Source organism: Actinophytocola algeriensis, from assembly GCF_014203735.1.
GTDB classification, from domain to species: Bacteria; Actinomycetota; Actinomycetes; order Mycobacteriales; family Pseudonocardiaceae; genus Actinophytocola; species Actinophytocola algeriensis.
Genome location: NZ_JACHJQ010000005.1, coordinates 560,447 through 576,433, shown reverse-complemented (window position 1 = coordinate 576,433; position 15,987 = coordinate 560,447). Strand labels below are relative to the sequence as shown.

The following is a 15,987-nucleotide window of genomic DNA, read 5'->3' as shown; positions in this document are numbered from 1 at the left end:
ACCTGGCTGTGCCAGCATGTGCCCATGGACGAGCACGCCGGCGGTCTCCCCGACGAATCCCCTGCCCAGGAACCAAAAGCCGCGACCGGGTCGCGCCGACGGCTGGTCTGGCTGATCGTGGCGGCCGCACTGGTGATCGGGGCGGGCATCGGCACCGGCGTGACGCTCTTTCTGCTGCGCGACGACGAGGACGCCGCGAGCAAGCCGTGGATACCCCCGGCAGGCGACTCCCCGGCCATCGGCGGCAGTGAGTACACCGGCGAGGACGCGATCCAGAAGTACTGCCTCGACCGGGGCGGAAGGCAGACAGTGATCGCCTTCTTCGACGGCGACGACCCGGATTCCGCCATGCGACAGGCCGCAGAAGCACTGGACGAGGACGACCGGATCGACTGGGTGCGGACAGAGACGCAGCAGGAAGCGTACGAACGGTTCAAGGAGATCTTCGCCGAACAGCCGGACCTGGTGGAGATGGCCCGCCCGGAGGCACTGCCCGCGTCGGTGACGCTGTTGCCCGCCGAGGGCGTCTACCCGGGCGACCTCGCCGACGCGATCACCGGCAAGTTCTCCACGATCGACAGCGTCACCGCGGGATGTGAGCTTCCGCAATAAGGCGAGGCGTCGATCAGCGTGGGCCACCACGCAGGTCGACGTCCGGCATCACGACTACCGGTACGTGGAGACCGGGCAGAAGATCGGCAACGTCGTGATCACCGTCGCGGACTAACGCAACCCTTCCTCATCGGTCGCCACGACAAGTGACCAGGGACGATACGTCCGCGCCGTTCACTACCAGTCCACACAGGACGAACCCGTCGAGGAGCATGCCCATCGCGCCCAGTGCGAGAGCGCACAGTACGTCTACAGCGGAGCGAATGCCGCTGTCGCGCAGTATCCGGCACCTTCCCGTGACCGCGTCGACGACTCCCGGCAGCACCGCGATACTTGGGTCACACCGTCGAGTCGGCGGCCACTGTGGTTCGAGACCACCAGCACGTCACCGGCTCGAACGCCGACATGACACGGCACGTCGCCAGCGACTAAAGGGGCGCTCCGTGCTATCAGACGCCTTCTTCGAGAACGCCTCCCGACAGCAATTATCAAGAGGTCGACGACACGATACGATGTAGGATCTCGACGCTCTGCGCAGGCGCACCCGGAGAGGCGACCCCTTGACCTAACGACAAGTGGACTTGTCCGCCAGCGTCGTTATCGCCATTCCCTGACCTGCAGAAATCGAGAACCTCCTACACAAAGCAGGGTAGCTCAGGCCCGTTGAATGCAGTTTACCCCCATTAACGGCATAGTGAACTCTCCCGATTTTCTCCTTCTCCTTCATCACATATGAACCGCTCGAGCCACACGAAGCACCGCCGCCCCGGCGGCCACGCACGGCCGGAGGACCGAGATCCGGCGGCAACACGTACGCAAGCGCCTCGCCGCGCGCGTGACGCACATTGCCGCGCGCCTTCGAAGCTTGCACAGTCTCACTGCCCCACCCACCTCGACGCCGGAGGTCGACGATCAGGGTCGCCAGTACTCGACCGCGGCGAAGTGGCCGCTGCGGTTCTCGACACCGGTCCAGCGGCCGATCGTGTTCGCCTGCTCGGGTCCGCCGAACGCCGATATCGTGCGCGCACTGGATCGCCACCGTCGGCACGCCGTAGTTCGCCCGGGGTCGCGGCCCATGCCTCGAGCGCGTACCCCACCATGCCGCGAGTCCGTGCTGGCGGTGAGCCAGCACAGCGACGCGTTAGCCAGCACGAACTCCTCGCCGGCCACATCCTCCGGCAGCGCGTCGGCCGGACGGGGGTCCACGCCTTGAGCTACCCACAACCAGAGGGCAGCTGTGTGACCGGGACGTCGGCGGCCATCACGCCAAGCAGACCGGGACAGGGCAATTGGAGCAGATGTAGCCGAACTCGTCGTTCATGAACTCAGCGACCCGGCGCATGCGGTCCTCGCGTGGACCCCGACCCGTCGGCGTCCCACAAGCAGGACACGCCACCTCATCGCCCCTAGTCGATGCTCGCCCCACGATCGCATCGGTCGCCGAACGGGCCCCACCTCGACGAGGTCGGCGCCGCCAGATTGAACGTTGGGCGGCGCCGACGAACATCAGATCGGCAAGCTCCGGCCCGTGCCGTCGGTGATGTAGATGGGAACGTCGACATGGAACGCGATCGAGATCCCACCGTTCACATAGCTGATCTCGACGTCGCCCGACGCCAAGGCCTCCGTCTGAACGTGGAAGACATCGCCTTTCAACAGGATGTACTCCGTGCCCCAAGGCTCGAGGTAGACAGAACACTGGTCACCCTCAAGGCAGGTCAACTTCAGGCTAGGTAGCGTCGTACGCACGGTGGACACTATCATCACCCGCCCAGTGTCTTGATGATGTCGTCGAGCAGTTGAACTCGAACCGGTGCTGTCGCGCCGCCCTTCCCTGCGTTCGCTGCGCCCTGGTAGAAGTTCCTGAGCGTCGTCGCGCTCTGGACGTTCAGCCCAGGAATTCGCGCAAGCTCGGCAGCGCTGCGGGTACCGATGAGTGCCTTGGCACCTTGAGCGCCAGTACCCCAGATCTGGTTTCCCCACGTCGCGAGCGTCTGCCCTGTCGGCACGAGTGCGGTCACATCCGCTACCGAAGGAACCGCCGACTTCGCGGGTCCTGCCGCTCTCATTGCGCCGACCGCATCATCTACTGCTTGCGTTACTCTGGTCGACGCTCCACTTGCAACGCCCCTGCCACCCGGTACAGCCAGGAGTGCAGCTTCAGCGATGGTCCAGAGTGCGTCCCATCCGTTGGCTTTCTCGTTGCCGACGGTGTAGGACCATTCGCAGAATCCGGGGTTGGCCTTGCCGCTGTTGCAGGTATAGGTGGCCCAGTTGGTCACTGCCTGTTGGTAGGTGTCTCCCGGCGCCATCGGTATGGGCATGCCGATGGCCTGGCTTTGTTGCATCTCCTCGGCGGTGGGCAGGCGGTGGCCGTGGATGATCGGTTGGTTGGAGCCGTCGCCCGTTCCGGTCCGCCACTGGTGGAGCAGCCTCTGCTCCTCTTCGGAGTGACCCGAGCCGGATGGGCCGCAGTAGCCGTTGGTGGAGTAGCTGCAGCCGACGCTGCTGCCTGCGGCTGAGTCCGGGTCGTAGAAGTTGCAGGAGTCGCAGTAGTGGCCGTCGATTTCGATGCCGGTGATGGGGTTGCCGCCGGCCATGGTGTAGCGGTTGCCGGTCCAGGGGTTGGTGCCGAGGTTGAGGTCTGCGAGGGCGCCGTTGTAGGTGTCGCGGACGGTGAAGCGGTTGATGCCTGGTTGGTAGTCGCGGAAGCCCATGTCGTAGCCGCCACTGGCGGGGTCGAAGCGTTTGCCGGTGTAGCGGTAGAAGTTGAAGGGCTCCTTACTCGGGTTTTGGGTGTCGGGTTTGTCGATTCCGGTGAACGCCTGCTCGTCATCCTTGCCGTAGGCGGTATAGCCGTACGTCGTCTTGGTGTCCCCTGCCTGCGTGGTGAGGGTTTCGACGTCGGTATGCGGGTTGTAGCCGTAGAAGGTGTCCTCAGCGACCTCTGGGCCGGTACCGTCGGTGTCTTTGGTGGACTGGGCGAGGCGGCGGCCGTAGGCGTCGTACTGGTAGGTGCGGTCGAGCTGGCCTGCGATCTCCTCCGCCACGACCGTGTCGGTCAGGCCGAGGTAGGCAAAGTCGGTGGTCTTCGCCTCCGGCGTGCCTGCTTTGTCGGTCTTGGCGGTAGTGCGGTCGAGCGGGTCGTAGGTGTAGTTCGTCGACGTCAGGCCACCGCCGCTGTCGCGTTTGCGGTGGGTGGTGGTGCGGTCGAAACCGTCGTAGACGTACTGCTCGATGATCTGACCCGCGGACATCACCGTGTCGAGGCGGCCGAAGGGGTCGTAGTTGTAGGCCGCGGTACTGCCGCCGCTGGTGGTGGTGACGAGGCGGTTGCGGTCGTAGGTGAACTGGGTTGGGGTGCCGTCGACGGTTTGGTCGATGACGTTGTTGTTGGCGTCATGCCGGTAGGTCTCGGATTCGACCACCGTGCCACCGGGGGTCTTCTTCGCCAGGTCGGAGAGGCGTTCGCGCGGGTCGTAGGTGTAGTTGTAGATGTGGTCGAGGTAGGCGGCGTGGTCGTCGGCGTTCTGGATCTTGGTGTGGTCGGTGGCGCGGTTGCCGTTGGGGGTGTATTCGATGAGGTGCTGGGCGACCAGGGTGCCGTCGGTCTTCTTCTCGACCTGGGAGGCCATGGCGCCGTCGAGGTGGTAGCCGTGATCAACGGTGTTGCCGTTGGCCTTGGTCTCCACGTCGATCTGGCCGCGAGGGGTGTAGGTGAAAGCGGTGGCCTTCGGGGTGCCGCCGGTTTCGGTGTTGGTGACCTTCTCGAGCAGGTCGCGGGTGTTGTAGTCGAACACCGCGTCCTGGCGGTCGTGGTCGCGCGTTTGGATGGCGCCGTTCTCGTTGTAGGTGAACAGCGTGGTGTTCTTGATGGTCGTCGCGAGTTTCTCTTCGACCTTGGTGAGCTGGTTGAGCCCGTTGTAGGCCAACTGGTAGTTGTCGACCGGGGTGCCAGGGCTGGCGTCGGTGAGTGTGGTGAGGTTGGCGTTGGCATCGTAGGCGTGGATGAACGTCTTGGCCTCGTTGTCAGGCACGCCCGTGTTGTCGCGGACCAGCTTCACCGCGTCGGCGAGCAGATCCCCGGGCGCGACGTCATCGGAGAGCTCGACCTTGGCGGCTGTGCCCGCGGTGAGTTGGTGGCGGCCGAGGCTGACCCAGGTGCCGCCGCCCTGGGTCTGGTTGACGTTCTTGGATGTCCGGCTGCTGCCGGTGTCGACGGTGTATGTGCCGAACTGCGCGCCGTTGGCGGCGACCGGGTAGCGGACGAAGACCTCGTAGGTGCCGTCGGAGGGGACGACGGGGTTCCAGGTGAACGTGCCTGCCGGGGCGCGGCCGTAGTCGTAGCCGTGGTAGCCGGTGCCGGAGGTGTCGCGCGTCGTCACGTCCTCGCCCGGGCCGATGAAGGTGACGCGAGGACTGTCGGAGTTGTCGACCACGACTTCTTGTTTGCCGACCGGGGTGCCGCTGTCGCTACGGGATTTCAGTTTTCCGTCGGGGTAGTAGTCCCAGATCATCGTGCGGTCGCTTGAACCGCCGGCGCTGGTCAGCGTGCGCAGGGTTTGCTGGCCGAGCGCGTTGTAGTCGTAGCGGGTCTCGATCCCCCACGGATCCGTGGACGTCCGCTGCCAGCCGTTGTCGAAGTAGGAGTACTTCGTGACGTTGCGGACGGTCTGCCCTGCCGAGGGAGGCATGGACACCTCGGCGAGGTTGCCGACCGGGTCGTAGGTGTAGATCGTCTTGTCCGGGGTCTTGATCTCGGCGTGGTCCCGGTCGAACGGAGTCAGCTTTTCCTTGGGGCGGTTGAGCTGGTCGTAGATGGTCTCGGCAACGAAGTCGTCCGGGTCGTCGGTGGTTTCGACACCGCGTGGGGTGATGGTCTTGATGCGGTTGCCGACCTCGTCGTAGACGAACTTGGTGGTGCGGGTGACAGCGGTCTTGTGCGGGACACGAGCCTCGATCAGGCTGGCGCGTTCGTCGTAGACCAGCGTGGTGGTGTTGTTCTCCGCGTCGGTCTGGGACACGACGTTGCTGTCGCGGTCGTAGTCGACCTTGGTGACGTTGCCGTCCGGGTCTGTGGTGGTGCGTTGCCGGTGGTTGCGGTCGTAGGCGTACTTGGCGGTGTAGTCCTCGGTGTCGGTGGTGGTGTTCTTGCGCGGGTCGACGATGGTGGTGACGTTGCCGACGTTGTCGTACCGGTAGGTGGTTGTGTTCCCGGCCGCGTCGACGGTGTCGGTGAGCTGGTAGATGGGGTCGTAGGTGTAGCGGGTGACGTAGTCGTTCAGGTCGGCCGGGGTGAGAGTGCCGAGCGGTTCGGTTCGGGTGAGGAGGTTGCCGACCTTGTCGTAGGTGAACGTGCTGACCCGCGCCGGTCCGGTCGGGGTGTCACGCGGTGCGGTGACCGTGACTGGCTGGTCCATGGGGTCGTAGGTCGCGGTGGTCACCGCGCCGTTGGGTGCGGTGGCCCGCTCGATGTTGTCGTTGGCGTCGTAGACCGGCGCGAGAGTGGTGATGTACTCCCCCGCCGCCTGATCCTTGGGTACCCGGGTCTCGAGTGGACGACCGAACGTGTCGTAGGTGGCGCTGGAGGCCTTCTGGCGTGCGTCGGTCAGGGAGGTGGGGTTGCCGCGCGGGTCGAGCACCATCGTCGAGGTGTGGGTCAGCGGGTCGGTGGTGCTGCGGGGAAAGCCGGCCGGGTGGTAGTCGCCGTAGGTGGTGGTGTTGCTGTTGGCGTCGGTGACGGTTTGCAATTGGCCGTACTGGTCATAGCTGTAAACGGTCTGGTAGTCCCCCACCTCGGGGGTAGCGACGCCTTTGGGGTCGGTGACGTGTGTCAGGTTGCCCTTCGGGTCGTAGGAGAACGCCCATTGCCGGCCTTCGGGGCTGGTCTTCGATGCCAGCTCGGCGGTGTAGCCGTCCAGCCTGGTCTGGTAGGTGAGGACGGTGGCGGGGGTGTTGTTGGCGACCGCTTCCGCGTCCCGGATCTCTAAGGGGTAGCCGGTCTTGGGGTCGTAGCGCCAGGTCGAGACCGCGTCGTTGTCCTCGGTCAGCGAGACCACGTTGTGGTCGGCGTCCCACTCCATCGTGGTCGTTTCGTTCTTGGCGTTGACCGAGGTGACCGGTCGGCCGAAGCCGTCCATGTGGTAGCTGGTGGTGTGGTTTTCGGCGTCGGTGACGGTGGCGTCCATCTCCGCGCCCTGCGGCCCGTCCGGATCCGAGTAGGTGAACGTGGTGGTGTTGTTCCGCCGATCGGTGATCGTGTGGACTTTCCACTTGTCTTGCGGGTCCACGGGCGCGGTGTAGTAGGCGAGGTCGGTGTGGTTGCCGCGCGGGTCGGTGACGCGCACGAGTTTGACGTTCTTGTTGCCCTGGGTGGCGTCGTAGTCGAAGTGGAACGGCTTGGGCTGCGTGCTGCCAGCGCCGTCGACGATGTCGGTGAGCAGGCCTTTGTCGCTGTAGGCGAAGGTGAGGGTGCGGCCGGAGATGTCGCGGATGGACTTGACCTGGTCGATGATGTGCGGATTCTGCGTGTCCGTTTTGGTGTAGTAGTCCAGCACCATCGTCTGGCGCCCGGCCGGGTCGGTGACGTAGGCGAGGAACTTGCGTGGCTGGTTGTTCGACTTCCGCTCGGTATAGGTGAACGACTGCTCGTTGCCGTTGCGGTCCCGAACCGCAGAGAGCCAGCCCTCGGCGTCGAACCAGAACTCCGTCCGATCCGGGGAGGTCATCACCCACCGCCGCGACGTGTCCTCCCCCTCCCTACGCTGCAGATACAGGTGCACACCCTTCGGACTGACATAGGTCCACACCGCCGGGTCGACCGAGCCGTGTTTGTCCAGCAGGAACACGTGCGTGGTGCCGTCCCCGTCCGGCAGCGTCACCCGGGACGGATAGTCCTGACCCTTCGGATGCAACTCGAGCGAGGCACCCAATCGGACGAGCCCGGACGCCGCGAGGGACCAGCCGTAGCCGGAGGTGGTGGTGGCGGTGTCGAGGCTGTTGTAGGTCAACCGGAGGAAGGTGTTGAGGCCGCGGCCGGGGTTGGTGAACGCGTCGTAGGAGAACACCACGTTGCCCGCGTACTGGTTCACCAGAAGATTCGAGCCGGCGCCGGTCGCCGTTCCGGAGTAGGAGTAGAACTTCTCCAACCCCAGTTCGTCGGAGGTCGGGTCCTCGACGGACACGTTCTGCGGCAGTGCGGGCGGGCCGCCAGTGGCGGACAGCCAGGCGCCGGTGTTCTTGTTCCGCAGGTCCCAGGACAGGACCTGCTGTTCGCGCATGTTGTTCTCGACACCCTGCAGCGTGGTCTTCACGTTCGCCGCCACCGTGACCGTCTGGCCGGGCGCGACGTCACCGGGTAGTGCGGTGTCGATCCGGTTGGTGCCCGTGATGTCGGTGCCGTCCGGCAGCGCCCACTTCTGCGAGAGCGCGTAGTCGGCGGCCCGCCACGTGGTCGTGGTGGTGTTGGTGACCGTCACCGGCACGGTGCGCTGTTCGTCGGACACCATCCGCACCGTCGGCGTATCCGGGGCGTGGTAGGTCAGTTCCGCGGTCGGGGCGGTGTAGGTGACCGTCAGGCTCGGCCGCAACCGCACCTCGGGCGCCTCACCGGACAGCATCAGCACCCGCTGCTTCGCCGCACCGGCTTCGTCCCGGACCTTGAGCAGGTAGCCGTGGTTGGTCGCCGGGTTGTCCACCCAGCCCTGCACCACCGGCGTGTTCTCCCAAATGTGCATGAACGGCTGGTCCGGGATACCGACGACCTGGTCCAGCCGGGCACCGAAATCACCACCCGCGGTGGTCCACGCCGTGGCGGTGGACGCTCTCGCCCACGTGGCCTGAGTTTCCACGAACGGCTTCGACAACGCGTGCGCGTCGAACGTGGCGCCGCTGCCGTCGGAGTAGAAACCCCACACCGTCATGTCCGCGTCCACGATCCGCGCCCCCGCGGGCAGCGCCGCGTTCAGGTTGTCGAACCGCACCAGCGCACGCGTGTTGCCGTAGGTGGTGGAGTTGTTGCCCACCATCAGCCACGGCTGCCCGGTGAGCACGTCCAGGTTCGTGGTGGTGGCGTTCGAAGCGATCGTGGTATCCGCGGCGCTGCCGGTGAAGGTGTGGGTGATCAATCCGGCCTTGGGCAACCGGACCAGCTGCGTCGGCCCCGGAATCAGTTGCCCATCCCGGGTTTTGGCCGCGACCATGTAGTAGTAGGCGTTGCCGAAGGGATCCGGATCATTGGCCGGGGTCGGCGCCGCGGTCGTGTCGTTGAACGCGGTCGCCGTGGCAGGAAGCGGCGCGATCAGCGTGGACCGCGACGGCGTGAACGTCTGGAACACCGTGCGGTGCACCTGCAACTCGACCACGTCATCGTTCGGATCCGTCGGGGTCGGGTCCACATAGGCCGGCCACGACAGGTTCGCGCCCGTCGCCGTCACCGTCGCCGGCGGCTGCAAGTCCACACTCGGACGGCCGTAAGTGAGCACCAGCTTCGGCCGGTTCACCGTCTCCCCGTTGTAGGCGTACTCCGCAGCCTGGTACACCGCCCCGCCACGGCCCAGCGTCTCGTCGGTCGCCTTCACCATCACGCCGTAGTTCGTCGTCGGCGTCGCCACCCACGACTGGGCGATGTTGCGGATATCCCACTCGTGCCACACGTTCGCCTTGTTCGCCTGCTTGACCACCGTGGACAGACCGGCCTCGCCCATCGCAGCGTTGATCGAGTTCCAGGTGACCGTGTCCTCAGCCCAGGACTGAGTGACCCGCCGGGCCTCGATCGTCACGTTGTTCGCGCCGGTGTGCAGCTCGTTGTCGTAGTACAGCCGCAACTTCGCGCCCGTCAGCGCGGTACCCGCGGGCACCGTCGACGTGTCGAAACGCAACAGCGACCGGGCCCGCCCCCACGGGTCCGTGCCCACCGACAACGAGTACAGCGCGCCGTCCGCCCGGGTCGGGGTGTCCGACCAGATCTGCGCGTCCTGCCCCGTCGTCGGCGTCGGCTCCACCCGGATCGTCGGATCGATCCGCACCGGATACCGCCGGTCCGCCGCGTCCAGCCACGCCTTGTCCGCGCGCACCGTCACCGTGGCATTCGCGCCCTGCTGTTCCACGGACTGGGTGACCTCGTCGCTGAACCGTGTGCCGGTCGGCGACTTCGCATCCGGGACGCTGTCGGTCATGAACGGCCGCGGGAACACGAACACCGGCGGCCCGTCCGGCGTGTCGGTGGAGAAGAACCCGATCGACCCATCCGCCTGCTCACGCGCCACCACACCGGCGGTACGCACCGTGAACTCGAACGTCGGGTCATCCACCCGGCCCGCGAGAACGATGTTCTCCTTCACACCCTCCGGCGTGACCACATACTCGACATCCGCACCGTCGAACACACCCGGATACGTGACCGTCGCGCCGTCCACCCTCGGTGCGACCGGCCGCCCCTTGACCGCGGCACTCAGCGCAACCTGCCGCCCACCATGCTCGAACCGCACCAGCTGATCGGTCCGCTCACCAAACCGCACCACAGAGTTGTTGCGGTCACTGGCAAACCGGTACCCGTCCCGCACCGACTCCCGCACCGACAGATCGATCGCCCGCCACGCACCCGACGCGTCCCGGTACCGCTGCGGCTCCGGCGACACCTCCGCCTCGAACGTCCCGTCCGACATCGCGAACACCCGCGTCGACGCCGACGCCCGCTCCGGCACCTCCCGAACCCGACGCGGCGGCTCCTCCGGCTTACCCGCCCCAACCGGAGCTGCCGCCGATCTGGTGCCCGGTTCCGCCGACGCGGCCGGCGGTCCCGAGAACAGCCCACCCAGCCACTGCCACACTGACGACGCGCCCGGCCACTGTCCACTCGAGAACGGCTGCCCCACCGGCGAACCGACAAACACGAACGCGACAACCACGATCAGCAAAACGGCACGCGAAAGCGCGCCGCGCGAACGCGACGACAACATGCGAGACCCCCAGGTCCGGGCACTACGGCGAGGTCAACCACCCACCAACAAGCAGGCGGTTCCGAAAACGAGCAAACCCCACACCCCTACCCCACCGAACCCACCAAACAGCTCAACTCGAAAGTCGGTTCACCGCCACCAAACGGACCAGCTCACCCACACAGACCATCCGGCACGCACCAAGAAAGCACTCACCCGAATCACTTACGACCAAACGAGTGAGAGCGAAATCGCGCACCTCACTCCTGTCACCAGTGGACCATCGCGGAAAACGATCGCCGACGTTAAACGACGTTTAGGAGGCGACTCCACCGAAGGATACAGACCACCCTATCGTCTATGGCGTCCAAAGCATCACAAACGTCACATCGGCGTTCCGGCCCAACGACTGGACTGCCATCTTTGGAGCCGCGGCTGCCGCGGGAATCGATGACACCGGGCTTACCTGGTACGAGGGACGGCAACCGCTCTCGTATATGCGGCGCCGCTGGTGGTGGACACGACCGGGATCAACGTTCTTCTGGTCAGAAGCTGTTCTCCCGGACCTGCGTGAAGCCATACCGGTGCGCCATCTCCAGCAACGTCGCGCGCGCCCGGCTCCGCCGGGTTTCCTCGTCGAGTCCCGGTGCGGAGGGCAGCGAGACGAACAGCTCGGACAGCTGGCTACGGCCACCGCTGGGCCCGAAGGGCTCGAGGTCGAGAACATCGGCTAGTGCCAGCTGGGTACCGGGTTGATCGTGCCGCTGCCCGGCGCTCACCCACAGCTCGATCTGCGGCATCCCAGCCCAGCGCGCTCGCGGCGACGCGTCACCCCTGATCGGCCGCGGTAGCAACTCGATCCGGTTCGCGCACGACGCGCAGGTCATGCCGCCGATGACCAGTTCGATCTCGCGGTTCCGCTGATCCACGTCAGCAGTCATGGTGACCCTCCTCCTTCGCGAGATCAGTTGTGGCCGTGGCCCGCGGCGCCATCGTCGGCGTGGCCACCGCTCTCAGCGGGTGCGGGTGCCGGTTGTGGCAGTGCGTGGCCGTCGGTGGCGATGGTGAACTCCGCCGTGCGGACCGTGTTCCCGTGCTGGAAGTCCAGGAACAGCCGGTAGGCGCCCGCTGACGGGACCTCCGCGTAGAACGTGACCGTCGGGCCGGGCTTGGTCGCGCCGTCGCCGGGCTCGCCGTCCGGGTGCACGTGCAGGTAGGCGAGGTCACCGCCACGCAACGCGACCAGGTGCCCGTAGGCGCCGAGATACGGCTGCAGATCGGTGACCGGCTTGCCGTCCTTGCGCACAGTCAGCGTCAGCTCGGCGGTCTTGCCCGGGACGAGGTCGCCGTCGAGCCGCACGTCATAGCCGTCCACCGTGGACACGCGGGACGGGGCGTAGTCAGTCGGCTGGAAGTCGCCCGGTACGGCCAGGTCGACACCGAGCGTGGTGGCCTCGCCTCCGGTGGGCGCGAAGTCGGCGAAGGCCCGGTAGCTACCCGGCTGAGGGAGCGTGAGCGGGACCGACCAGGTGCCATCCGCACTCATCTCCGGGTGCACGTGCTGGAACCCGGCCGTGTCCCGGCGCACCACGATCAGGTGCATCCGCTTCTCGTGCTCCACGTCGAACCGGGTGACCGGTTCGCCGTCCGGGCCGGTGACGCGGAAGGAGAAGGTGTTCGGGCCGGCGGTCAGGGTCGTGCTGGTGGGCGTGAGGGTGTAACCACCCCTGGACGACGCCAGCCCCGCGGGCAGCGCCTCGGCGGCCTGCCCGGTCTCCACGACAGTGCCGCTGTGAGCGTCCCCGTGACCGGCGTCCTTGGCGGGCGCGGCGGTCTTCTCGCCCAGGGGACCGACAGCGGAGCCGATCGCCCAGGCGCCACCGGCGACCAGGGCGAGCGCCACACCGTAGGCGGAGAGCTTTCCCGCAGTGTTCATGACAGATCCTTGTCTGTTCCGTGTGCTCCCGCGCTACGCGGTGAGCTGATATCCGGCCTCTTCGACGGCGGCGCGCACCTCGGCCACGCCGACCTCCGTGTCACCGGCGACCGTCACCTCGCCGGTGGGCAGATCCACCAACACGCCGGTCACCCCGTCGAGCGCGCTGACCTCCTCGATCACCGACCGCACGCAGTGGTCACAAGTCATGCCGGTCACCGTGTAGGTCTTCTCGGTCATCACGGACTCCCTTTTCTGTGGTTCAGGAACGGACCAGGCGGGCGATCGCGTCGCTCGCCTCACGCACCTTCGCGTCCGCGGTCTCGCCGCCCTCGGCGACCGCCTCGGCCACGCAGTGCTTGAGGTGCTCGTCGAGCAGGCCGAGTGACACCGCCTGCAAGGCCTTGGTGGCGGCCGAGATCTGTGTGAGCACGTCGATGCAGTACTCATCGCTCTCGACCATCCGCTGCAGCCCGCGGATCTGGCCCTCGACCCGGCGCAGCCGTGTCAGGTAGCCGTCCCTGTCGCCGCTGTATCCCCGCATGTCCTTCTCCTCACCCCGCGATACCGCTGGCGGGTATCCCGCCAACGTGCAGAACATATACCCGAGGGGGGTATATGCGTTAACCCTTCACCGAGAGACGCACGTCACGACGAAGGGCGCCCATGCCCCCTTGGCGAGCATCAGGCAGCGGCGTACTGTCCCGTCCGAAGTATACCCCCTACCAGTATGGAGTAATCATGGAACCGCGAGATTCACGACGGTGGTGGGCGCTCGCACTGATCGCCGCCGCCCAGTTCATGGTCATCATGGACACTTCGATCATCGGCGTCGCACTGCCGCGTATCCAGGCAGAACTCGGCTTCTCCCAGGAGAACCTGTCCTGGGTGTTCAACGCCTACGTCATCGCCTTCGGCGGACTGCTGCTGCTCGGCGGCAGACTCTCGGACCTGCTGGGCGCCAAGCGCGTCTTCGCGTCCGGCTGGGTGGTGCTGCTGGCAGGCTCCGTCGTCGCGGGCGCCGCGGGAACGGTCTGGGTCGAGCTGATCGGGCGGGCCGTGCAAGGCGTGGGCGCGGCACTGATCGCCCCGTCGGCACTGACCCTGTTGATGATGCTGTTCGGTGGCACGCCGAAGGAACTGACGAAGGCACTGGCCCTCTACGGCGCCGCGGCGCCGGCGGGCGGCACCGCCGGGGTGTTCCTCGGCGGCGTCATCACCGAATACATCAGCTGGCCCTGGGTCTTCTACATCAATGTCCCCATCGCGCTGGTCGTTCTCGCCGCAGTCCCGGCGCTGATGCCCGGTGGCGCGAGGCAGCGCGGCTCCACCGACCTGCTCGGCGCGCTTACGGTGACCGCAGGGCTCGCCGCGGCCGTGTTCGCGATCGTGCGGGCACCCGAGGTCGGTTGGGGCTCGACGTCCACGGCCATCGGCCTGGTCATCGCGCTCGCACTACTTGCCGCGTTCGTCGCCCTTCAGGCCCGACGCCACAACCCGCTGGTACGCCTTGGCATCTTCCGCACCCCGGACCTGGCCGCGGCGAACCTCGCCCAGCTGCTGCTGGGCGCGGCCTGGATCCCCATGTGGTTCTTCCTCAACCTCTACCTGCAGCAGGTCCTCGGCCTCGGCGCGTTCGCCAGCGGCTCAGCACTGCTGCCGATGACCACCGTCATCATGCTGATCATGATCGTGGTGGCGCCGCGCCTCGCCGCCCGGTTCGGCACCAAGGCCATGGTCGTCGCCGGGCTCGCCGTCCTGGCGATCGGGCTGGGCTGGCTGTCGTTCGTCCGCCCGGCCGGCACGTTCTGGATCGACGTCCTGCCGGCCTCACTCGTCACCGCCGCTGGGATGGCACTCGCCTTCATCCCGTCGCTGGGCACCGCGATCTCGAGCGCACGCCCCGAGGAAGGCGGGCTGGCCGCCGGCATCGTCAACACCAGCTACCAGGTCGGCTCCGCACTCGGCCTCGCCGCGATGACGGCCGTGGCCAGCGCACTCGGCGCGGGACAGACCGCCGACACCGCACTGCTGACCGATGGCCTGTCCTCCGCCTTCGTCGGCGCCGCCGTGATCGCCGTCGCCGGAGCACTGCTGGCGGGCGTGACGCTGCGCGGCAGGCGGGCCCAGCACCGCGAGACCGTCGGCGCCACGGCTGCCTGAGAAGGAGCACCGATGCGCACCATCGCACCACTCACACCGGAGGACGCGCCGCAGAAGTCGCGCGAACTGCTCGACGGGATCATCGACCGGCACGGCTCGGTCGGGGACATGGTCGCCACCATGGCCCACTCCCCCGCACTCCTGCAGGGCTACCTCGATTTCTCGCGCGCCATGAAGCGGGTCAAGCTCCCGCGGCAGCTCAGCGAGAAGATCTCGCTGGCGACCCAGGGCTGGATCGGCTGCGGCACCTGCATGGCGGCACACGAAGCCGGCGCACGGGCCGCGGGACTGAACGACGCCGACATCGCACTGGCACGCGAGGCCACTGCCACCGACACCGGAGAGGCGGCCCTGCTCACTTTCGCCGTGCGCGTACTCGCCGAACCCGCCACGATCACCGCCGACGACGTCGCGGAACTCCACACACACGGATGGACCGACCGCACGATCGCCGACGTCGTCGGCCTGGTCAATCTCAACCTGCTCACCGGTTCCTTCAACCTCGTCGCCGGCATCAGACCGGAGGCAGGTGATCGATACCGCACCACGTGACCGCGTCATCAGACAATGTCGCCGACAGCTCACACCCGAGCGGTCGGCGACATCTCGTTGGCTGACGCCCCATCCAAAGACAGTCCGCTATGGACGTTCGCGCATCCACCGGCGTCCTCCAAGTAGCGGCGCCACCCGCAACGAGCTGAGAGGGAAGGCCTCTCGTTCGGGCTTCCGCCGCGACAGCCTCCTCGTCCTCGGCGCGGCCCTCGTTGTGGCCTCCTTCGCAGCCGCCGATCAGCCGAGACCAACGATCCACTACCTGAATTAGTAGTTCAGCTGTCCTGACACCGGGTCGCAGGCTGGGTGCCCTCGTATTCCGTCCGCTACCGTGGGCCGCATGCGACCGGGCATGGCTTCTCGAGCACGGCAGGTCTTGCTGCTGTGCGCGCTGACGCTGTCCGTCCTCGGCATGCACCACGTCGCGGCTCCGCCACATGAGACGGGGCACGCAGCGATGTCCGCGGAGTCGATGTCGATGGCGGCCCCAGCGATGATGACGCCAATGGCCTCGCACGCGCAGCCGTCGGGTGATACCGGGACCGGTGTGGGGCACGACCTTCTGCACCTGTGCTTCGTCATTCTGACCGTGGCTGCTGTCGTCCTGCTGGCGACCTGGCTACTTCCCGTGGCCGGCGTAATCCGGCTCGGCTCAGACCATCGACGCCACCCGGTTTTCCCACGGCCACCGAGTGCCGCTGGGAGATCTCTGCTCGCCTCTGTGTGCGTGTTGCGCCTATAGGAAATCACAGTGCGTGTTCGAACTGTCACGTATTGAGATTCCCT

The 15,987-nt window shown here is 66.6% G+C and carries 12 protein-coding genes; 4 read left to right on the top strand and 8 right to left on the bottom strand.

Annotation, left to right across the window (positions count from 1 at the left end):
- The first annotated feature begins 24 nt into the window (after window positions 1–24).
- Together FHR82_RS25190 and FHR82_RS46435 are read left to right on the top strand one after the other, a co-directional pair.
- A complete protein-coding gene (locus FHR82_RS25190) occupies window positions 25–612 on the top strand; it encodes a permease-like cell division protein FtsX (protein ID WP_184812965.1) in 588 nt (195 codons plus the stop codon).
- Window positions 596–727 carry a hypothetical protein gene (locus tag FHR82_RS46435; RefSeq protein ID WP_260418084.1) on the top strand — a complete coding sequence of 44 codons (132 nt, stop codon included), beginning with the start codon at window positions 596–598 and terminating at the stop codon, window positions 725–727. The genes FHR82_RS25190 and FHR82_RS46435 overlap by 17 nt, the downstream gene beginning before the upstream one ends.
- A gap of 12 nt (window positions 728–739) precedes the next feature.
- Here FHR82_RS46435 and FHR82_RS48050 read toward each other — a convergent pair whose 3' ends face one another.
- From FHR82_RS48050 to FHR82_RS25150, 8 genes are all read right to left on the bottom strand, one after another.
- Entirely contained in the window at window positions 740–937 is a 198-nt protein-coding gene (locus FHR82_RS48050; RefSeq protein ID WP_221464227.1) for an alpha-hydroxy-acid oxidizing protein, read from the bottom strand.
- Window positions 938–1,524: 587 nt separating this feature from the next.
- A complete protein-coding gene (locus tag FHR82_RS25180; RefSeq protein WP_184812964.1) occupies window positions 1,525–1,818 on the bottom strand; it encodes a hypothetical protein in 294 nt (97 codons plus the stop codon).
- A 300-nt stretch (window positions 1,819–2,118) separates the two neighbouring features.
- Window positions 2,119–2,370: a hypothetical protein gene (locus tag FHR82_RS25175; protein ID WP_184812963.1), complete on the bottom strand. Its 252-nt coding sequence runs from the start codon at window positions 2,368–2,370 to the stop codon at window positions 2,119–2,121.
- 5 nt (window positions 2,371–2,375) lie between these two features.
- Window positions 2,376–10,316 carry a DNRLRE domain-containing protein gene (locus tag FHR82_RS25170; protein WP_311771263.1) on the bottom strand — a complete coding sequence of 2,647 codons (7,941 nt, stop codon included), beginning with the start codon at window positions 10,314–10,316 and terminating at the stop codon, window positions 2,376–2,378.
- Between the two features lie 779 nt (window positions 10,317–11,095).
- Window positions 11,096–11,491 carry a hypothetical protein gene (locus FHR82_RS25165; RefSeq protein ID WP_184812961.1) on the bottom strand — a complete coding sequence of 132 codons (396 nt, stop codon included), beginning with the start codon at window positions 11,489–11,491 and terminating at the stop codon, window positions 11,096–11,098.
- A gap of 23 nt (window positions 11,492–11,514) precedes the next feature.
- Complete coding sequence (locus FHR82_RS25160; protein WP_184812960.1) at window positions 11,515–12,486, bottom strand: DUF8832 domain-containing protein; 972 nt, start codon at window positions 12,484–12,486, stop codon at window positions 11,515–11,517.
- Window positions 12,487–12,519: 33 nt separating this feature from the next.
- Complete coding sequence (locus tag FHR82_RS25155; protein WP_184812959.1) at window positions 12,520–12,726, bottom strand: heavy-metal-associated domain-containing protein; 207 nt, start codon at window positions 12,724–12,726, stop codon at window positions 12,520–12,522.
- 22 nt (window positions 12,727–12,748) lie between these two features.
- On the bottom strand, window positions 12,749–13,030 hold the full coding sequence (locus tag FHR82_RS25150; RefSeq protein WP_184812958.1) for a metal-sensitive transcriptional regulator: 282 nt from the start codon (window positions 13,028–13,030) through the stop codon (window positions 12,749–12,751).
- 197 nt (window positions 13,031–13,227) lie between these two features.
- On the opposite strand from FHR82_RS25150, the gene FHR82_RS25145 reads away from it, so the two are divergent.
- Together FHR82_RS25145 and FHR82_RS25140 are read left to right on the top strand one after the other, a co-directional pair.
- On the top strand, window positions 13,228–14,649 hold the full coding sequence (locus FHR82_RS25145; protein WP_184812957.1) for an MFS transporter: 1,422 nt from the start codon (window positions 13,228–13,230) through the stop codon (window positions 14,647–14,649).
- 12 nt (window positions 14,650–14,661) lie between these two features.
- On the top strand, window positions 14,662–15,201 hold the full coding sequence (locus FHR82_RS25140) for a carboxymuconolactone decarboxylase family protein (RefSeq protein ID WP_184812956.1): 540 nt from the start codon (window positions 14,662–14,664) through the stop codon (window positions 15,199–15,201).
- Window positions 15,202–15,987: the final 786 nt, after the last annotated feature.

What these genes read in the sequence shown, in the direction of transcription:
- FHR82_RS25150 (WP_184812958.1), bottom strand. Translation starts at nt 13,030, where the DNA reads ATGCGGGGATACAGCGGCGACAGGGACGGCTACCTGACACGGCTGCGC.
- FHR82_RS25160 (WP_184812960.1), bottom strand. Translation starts at nt 12,486, where the DNA reads ATGAACACTGCGGGAAAGCTCTCCGCCTACGGTGTGGCGCTCGCCCTG.
- FHR82_RS25165 (WP_184812961.1), bottom strand. Translation starts at nt 11,491, where the DNA reads ATGACTGCTGACGTGGATCAGCGGAACCGCGAGATCGAACTGGTCATC.
- FHR82_RS25190 (WP_184812965.1), top strand. Translation starts at nt 25, where the DNA reads ATGGACGAGCACGCCGGCGGTCTCCCCGACGAATCCCCTGCCCAGGAA.
- FHR82_RS25155 (WP_184812959.1), bottom strand. Translation starts at nt 12,726, where the DNA reads ATGACCGAGAAGACCTACACGGTGACCGGCATGACTTGTGACCACTGC.
- FHR82_RS25140 (WP_184812956.1), top strand. Translation starts at nt 14,662, where the DNA reads ATGCGCACCATCGCACCACTCACACCGGAGGACGCGCCGCAGAAGTCG.
- FHR82_RS25145 (WP_184812957.1), top strand. Translation starts at nt 13,228, where the DNA reads ATGGAACCGCGAGATTCACGACGGTGGTGGGCGCTCGCACTGATCGCC.